This is a genomic window from Achromobacter semiaridum (assembly GCF_053543755.1).
This window is the reverse complement of the sequence record NZ_JBLVOL010000020.1, coordinates 80,884-86,555: the sequence shown is the minus strand read 5'-3', so window position 1 is coordinate 86,555 and position 5,672 is coordinate 80,884. Positions and strand designations below refer to the sequence as shown.

5 protein-coding genes are annotated in these 5,672 nt (G+C 63.3%); 2 read left to right on the top strand and 3 right to left on the bottom strand.

Annotated elements, in window-relative coordinates; genetic code table 11:
* Together ACNPP0_RS07135 and ACNPP0_RS07130 are read left to right on the top strand one after the other, a co-directional pair.
* A partial coding sequence (locus ACNPP0_RS07135) for a Tle4 family T6SS lipase effector (RefSeq protein ID WP_448705441.1) occupies window positions 1-1,589 on the top strand: 1,589 nt, incomplete at its 5' end.
* Window positions 1,586-2,833: a hypothetical protein gene (locus tag ACNPP0_RS07130; protein WP_448705440.1), complete on the top strand. Its 1,248-nt coding sequence runs from the start codon at window positions 1,586-1,588 to the stop codon at window positions 2,831-2,833. The genes ACNPP0_RS07135 and ACNPP0_RS07130, both read left to right, overlap by 4 nt.
* A gap of 48 nt (window positions 2,834-2,881) precedes the next feature.
* On the opposite strand, the gene ACNPP0_RS07125 is transcribed toward ACNPP0_RS07130, so the two are convergent.
* The 3 genes from ACNPP0_RS07125 to ACNPP0_RS07115 form a co-directional block, all read right to left on the bottom strand.
* Window positions 2,882-3,349 carry a YybH family protein gene (locus ACNPP0_RS07125; RefSeq protein ID WP_332608231.1) on the bottom strand — a complete coding sequence of 156 codons (468 nt, stop codon included), beginning with the start codon at window positions 3,347-3,349 and terminating at the stop codon, window positions 2,882-2,884.
* A gap of 26 nt (window positions 3,350-3,375) precedes the next feature.
* Entirely contained in the window at window positions 3,376-4,458 is a 1,083-nt protein-coding gene (locus ACNPP0_RS07120; RefSeq protein ID WP_448705438.1) for an ABC transporter ATP-binding protein, read from the bottom strand.
* 152 nt (window positions 4,459-4,610) lie between these two features.
* Window positions 4,611-5,597, bottom strand: coding sequence for an ABC transporter ATP-binding protein (locus ACNPP0_RS07115; protein ID WP_448705437.1), 987 nt, complete (start codon window positions 5,595-5,597; stop codon window positions 4,611-4,613).
* Between the last annotated feature and the right edge of the window lie 75 nt (window positions 5,598-5,672).

The following is a 5,672-nucleotide window of genomic DNA, read 5'->3' as shown; positions in this document are numbered from 1 at the left end:
CCAGATCTGTGTGGCGACTGGATTATGGTTTTGCGGGCATCCCAACTCCGTTGCTGGGCCAATGGGTCGGCCAGAAGGCAGGGATACGGCAGAGCCTTCTGCATCCCGACCGAGTGCAAGTGGATGACGAGGGCGGTGTACCCAACGTGCCGTGGGGGATGGTGCAGGATGACCAACAGCTGCTGCCCGCTCAGCGCAAGGCCGCCCTGATGAGGCGATATCGGGAACGGGGTTGGGGCGAAGTCGGACAGACCAGCTACGAACGCTATCTGATGTGGTTGGAACATGTGCTGAATTCCCCGACGGTTCCCCGCCACCTGAACTACACGCTTGAACTGGAGGACAGGCACTGGCAAGACCCGCAAGCCGCATATCGACGATTGAAACCTGGCGTGGATGTTTTTATGCCGGCCTTGAACGGAATGGATCGTATCGATGACGAAACCGAAGGCGTCAAGCCCTTGACAACGGACGATCTGCTGGCCGGGGTTCGATTCAATATGCCGGTGCATGCGTTTGGGTATAACTGGTTAGCGTCGAACACCGATTCGGCCAAGAAACTCAAGCAGCGCATTGAAACCCTGCTGGAACAGTATGGGTCCCGCTGCAAACAGGTCTTGCTGGTGACGCATTCAATGGGCGGTTTGATTGCCAGAATGTGCGCAACCCTGCCCGGCATGGAGTCCGCGATTTGTGGCATCGTGCACGGCGTCATGCCGACAAACGGAGCCCCGGTGGCCTACCGACGATGCAAGGTCGGTATGCGGGACGAGAGCTTCGGTGCCTCGCTGGTTATTGGCAGCAACGGTCAGGAAGTAACAGCGGTTTTTGCCCAGTCGCCCGGAGCGTTGCAGTTACTGCCGACCACGCGATACGCACCGGGATGGTTGAAACTGCTGCGCGAGAACCAATCTCGCACCCTGTCCGCGATGCCCGCGCTCGATCAATGCCCGTATGACGCGATTTATCTTGAGAGGTATCGGTGGTGGGGCTTAGTGAAGGAAGAATGGCTGGCGCCCAAAGGTGGGACGGCGATTGAGTGGACCCTCTACGAGCGAGCTATTAAATTTGCCCGCGAATTTCACGCAGAGCTGGATACCTACTTCCATCCCAACACCTACGTCTTCTATGGTTCAGATGCGAAATATCCAAGCTTCGAAACCATCCGGTGGAACATACGCCCGGGTTTGCGGGCGGCCGGTACCGCACAGGCAGCCGCCCCGATCGAAGCCATTTTCAACGCGCGGCACACGGATGTTCAGCACGACGGTCGCACCATCATCCACGTGCGCAGTCGTAGCGCCCTCAATAACGCCTCGCCAAGCTACGTTGACGGCACCTCAACGCCCGGAAAGCCGACATATAGAAACTGGGAAATTCACTGTGCAATGCAGGACGGAGTCGGAGACGGGACGGTACCCACAAGTTCGGGCCGTGCGCCGATTGACCAGGCGGAACGCGGCGAAGTTCGGGAGCAGCTAAAAATGCAAGGCTTTGATCATGAAGGTCCGTTCCGGATGGAACAGGTTCAACTCGTCACGCTTCAATGGATCCTAAAAATCGCGGCCCAGGCCAAGAGGCCGTCATGAACCCGCGCTTCTTGGCTGCCGGGCTTTTGATCATTGGGCTGATCGCAGGCAGCAACCTTTCGTTGTTTGGTAAGGACACACCAATGGCTCCGCATCCCGCAGATACTCGAACCTGGGCGTTCGGCAGGCATTTGATTGACCTTCCTTCGGACTGGATATACAGCACGGGTAGTTACGTCACGCTGTATTACGGATTGCACACCGATTTCAAAACCGTTGAAGTCAGGGTTCTGGGCACCGAAGTGTCCGCTGGCCGATTTGCGGATGCAGTCAACGACAGGGCATCGCAGATCGGAAACGTAGACCATGATGCGGGCGGATCGATGATGCTCGCTCAAATCAAGTTGAGTGAAACCCAAACATTGCTACGCTTCTTTCACAGTCCCGAACTGAAGAATTACCACACCCATGAGCTTCACCTTCTGGTCGGCGACGTCTATGTCCTGATCAAGGCCGACTCCTTTAAAAACGTCATGGCCCCCGTAGAGGCCCGCATCCAGGCGCTGGCCAAAACCATCACAAAAATCACCGACCCACAAACCGCCGGCCCCGGCTTCGGGCTGGGGCCCGTCATCATCCGCGACCACCACGATCAGGAAATCGGGATGTTGAATTTTTACGCGCCCGGGACAAACCTCGAACTGGACGCCGCGACAAGCGCGATCCAGGAGCAAGAAAGAATCAACATGAAGGAACAGGAAAAGCAAACGCTTGCTGGCATCCGCTACAACTCCTTGCGTTCCGGCGCGCCGACCTTTGCCGGCATGGAGTCCGAGCAAAGCGGCTTCAGCTACCGGAACGGGGATCACCATGCCTTTCTGTTCGTCGTACAAAGCTATCGTGACAACCCCGGGTTTGCCTGGCCGTCCATCAACATGCGGTTCCAGGGTGGCGGCACCATCATGAAGGTCCAAAGCCCTGACTATCAACCCGACCTTGTCCGTTGGTCCCTGCCCCGCTTCGTACCGGACAAGCACGAGATTCCCCTTTGGAAGCGGCCGCCTTCCCCGCCCCGCGTGGATGCCACCTTAAGCGACAAAGAAGCCGGCAAGTTGTGGGACGCGATCGTGGCGTCGGTGCGGCTGCGTTACCTGGCCGTCGCGCCCAAGCCGCCTTCCGCTTTTGACCAAGGCAATCCGGAAAAAGCCGCTGCCGATCAAAAGGCGCTGGACGAGTTTCTTAGCACTGATGAAGACGGACGGCCCTGGACGCCGCCTGCCGATGACGGCCCGCCGGCGCGGTGAAACATCTGATGCGCGGGCGCAGGCGCCGGCCCGCGCGGCATCCTCGCATCAGCTGCGTGCCGGCTTGTTGCCGTGCGAGACGCTGGGCGTGTCGCGGAACAAGGACATATGCGTGTGGGTGGCAACCCATGGGTCGCCCACGGCGACGCGCGCAAACGACACGGTTGCGCGGCCGACGCGGTCGAAGGGTTTGCCGTCGGGGTGGTAGCCGGTGGAATCCCATACAGCCATGCCGACGGCGAACAGGCGGTCGGGCGACACGAACGTTTGCACGTCGTCCAGGCGCCAGATGAAGTCGTCGATGGTGAACCAGACGTTGCGCCACTGAGTCTTTTCGGCGTGGTCGCGGCCGGTGACGAAGTTGGTGTAGGTGCCGAAGGCGACGAAGTCTTCGGCGAACAGGTGGCGCGCGGCCGCGTAATCCACCGCTTGCACGTGGTCGGATAGTTCCTTGAACCAGGCGCGCACGGCGGCGGCATCGGCGGCGTCAACGGGGGCCAGAGCTTGCACGGACATGAATATCGCTCCAATAAAGTAATGAATCAGGGTGTAGCAGGAATCTGATCGGCGAACCAGCACGCCACGGCGTGGGTGGGCGCGACGGGCGGATGGGGCGCGGCCAGCGCGGCCGGAGTCGAAGGTTTAGCAGGCGCGCCGGACGCCCCCGTCACCAACGGCGGGGCCTCTTGCCGGCAGCGTTCTGTCGCCAGCGGGCAGCGCGGGTGATAGCGGCAGCCTGAAGGTGGCGACATTGGGCTGGGGGGCTCGCCCGGGGCGACCCGATAGGGCGCGCGCTGTGCGTCCGCCCCGCGTCGCGGCTCGGGCACGGCGGCCAGCAGCGCTCGGGTGTAGGGGTGCCTGGGGCGTTGATAGATATCGTCGCGCGGGCCCGTCTCGACGACCTGCCCCGCGTACATGATGGCGATGCGATGCGACACATGGCGCACCACGGCCAGGTCGTGCGCGATCAGCAGCAAGGACAGGCCCAGTTCCTGTTGCAGGTCCTGAAACAGGTTGATGATCTGGGCGCGCACCGATACGTCCAGCGCGGACACGGGTTCGTCCGCCACGATCAGGTCGGGCTGCACGGCCAGGGCGCGCGCGATGCCCACGCGCTGTCGCTGGCCGCCCGAGAACGCGTGCGGATAGCGCTGCGCGGCGTCGGCGGGCAGGCCCACCTGGTCGATCAGCTGGGCAACGCGGCGGCGCAAGGCGTCTCGCCCGCCGCTCCATCCGTGGACGATCAGCGGTTCGGCAATGGCGTCGAATACGGTGTGGCGCGGGTTCAGGCTGGTGGACGGGTCCTGGAACACCAACTGCATGTGCCGCCGCATTTGGCGCAGCTGCGCGTTGCGGGCGTGCGTGATGTCTTCGCCCCGGAAATGCAATGAGCCCGAGGCCAGCGGTGCGCGCCGCAGCACGGCCCTACCTAGCGTGGTCTTGCCGGAACCGGACTCGCCGACCAGGCCCAGCGTCTCGCCGCGCGCCAGATCCAGCGACACGCCATCGACCGCACGCGCCAGCACGGGCTTGCCGAACCAGCCGGCCGATCGCACCGGAAAGTGCACGCGCAGGTCGCGCGCCCGTAGCAATACGTTGGGGTCGGTCATCCGGTCGGTATTCATGGGGCGGCGTTCAAAAGGCGGTGATCATGAGGCGGTATTCATGGGGCGGTATTCATGGGGCGGTATTCATGGGGCGTATTCACGGGGCGGTATTCACGGGGCGGTATTCATCGGCCGGTATTCATCGGGCGGTGTTCATAAGGCGGCATTCATTACGCCTTTACCCAAACGGGCGTGTACGGGCGCACGCAGGCGGCCAAGCGCCCCTGGCCGGCCTCTTGCAGCGGTGGGCGTCGCGCGCATGCGGCGTCTGCCGCTGGGCAACGCGGCGCAAAGTCGCAGTGCTGGGTACGCTGGCGCAGGTCCGGCGGCACGCCTTCGATGGCGATCATGCGGTGGCGCGTGTCGTCCAGACGCGGCGTGGCGCGCAGCAGGCCCGCTGTGTAGGGATGCGCCGGCGCGGCGTACAGCGCGTCGGCGTCCGCCAGTTCCACCAGGCGGCCGGCATACATGACGGCGACGCGGTCGGCCACCTTGGCCACCACACCCAGATCGTGCGTGACCAGCAACAGCGCCAGCCCCAGCCGCTGCTTGAGCGTGGCCAGCAGCTCCAGGATCTGCGCCTGGATGGTGACGTCCAGCGCCGTCGTCGGCTCATCCGCGATCAGAATCCGGGGTTCGCAAGCCAGCGCCATCGCAATCAGGATGCGCTGGCGCTGGCCCCCCGAGAACTCGTGCGGCAGCCGACCCAGGCGCTCGGCCGGCTTGGGTATGCCCACCTGCACCAGCAGTTCGACGATGCGCGCGCGCCGGCGGCTTGCATCCAGCTTGGTGTGACGCCGCAACACCTCGTCGATCTGCGTGCCGATGGTCAATAGCGGGTTCAGCGCGCTCATAGGGTCCTGAAACACCATGGCGATGCGGTTGCCGCGCAGGCCTTGCAACACCCGGGGCGGCGCAGCCAGCAGGTCGATGTCGTCGAACCACACCTGCCCGCCGGCCACGCGGCCCGGCAAGGTGGTCAAGCCCATCAAGGCCAGCGCACAGGCGCTTTTACCGGAACCGCTTTCTCCGACCAGCGCCAAGGTTTCCCCGGCATGCAGGTCGAACGACACGCCGTCCACGGCGTTCACGGTGCCATGCCGGGTCAGGAATTGCACGTGCAGGTCGCGCACGCGCAGCAAGGGCGGCGCGTTCATCGACGCACCTTCGCGATCAGGCGGCGGGCAAAGTCCTTTTCTCGTTCGCGCGGGTCCAGCGCCAGCCGCAAGCGG

What these genes read in the sequence shown, in the direction of transcription:
- ACNPP0_RS07125 (WP_332608231.1), bottom strand. Translation starts at nt 3,349, where the DNA reads ATGTCCGTGCAAGCTCTGGCCCCCGTTGACGCCGCCGATGCCGCCGCC.
- ACNPP0_RS07120 (WP_448705438.1), bottom strand. Translation starts at nt 4,458, where the DNA reads ATGAATACCGACCGGATGACCGACCCCAACGTATTGCTACGGGCGCGC.
- ACNPP0_RS07115 (WP_448705437.1), bottom strand. Translation starts at nt 5,597, where the DNA reads ATGAACGCGCCGCCCTTGCTGCGCGTGCGCGACCTGCACGTGCAATTC.
- ACNPP0_RS07130 (WP_448705440.1), top strand. Translation starts at nt 1,586, where the DNA reads ATGAACCCGCGCTTCTTGGCTGCCGGGCTTTTGATCATTGGGCTGATC.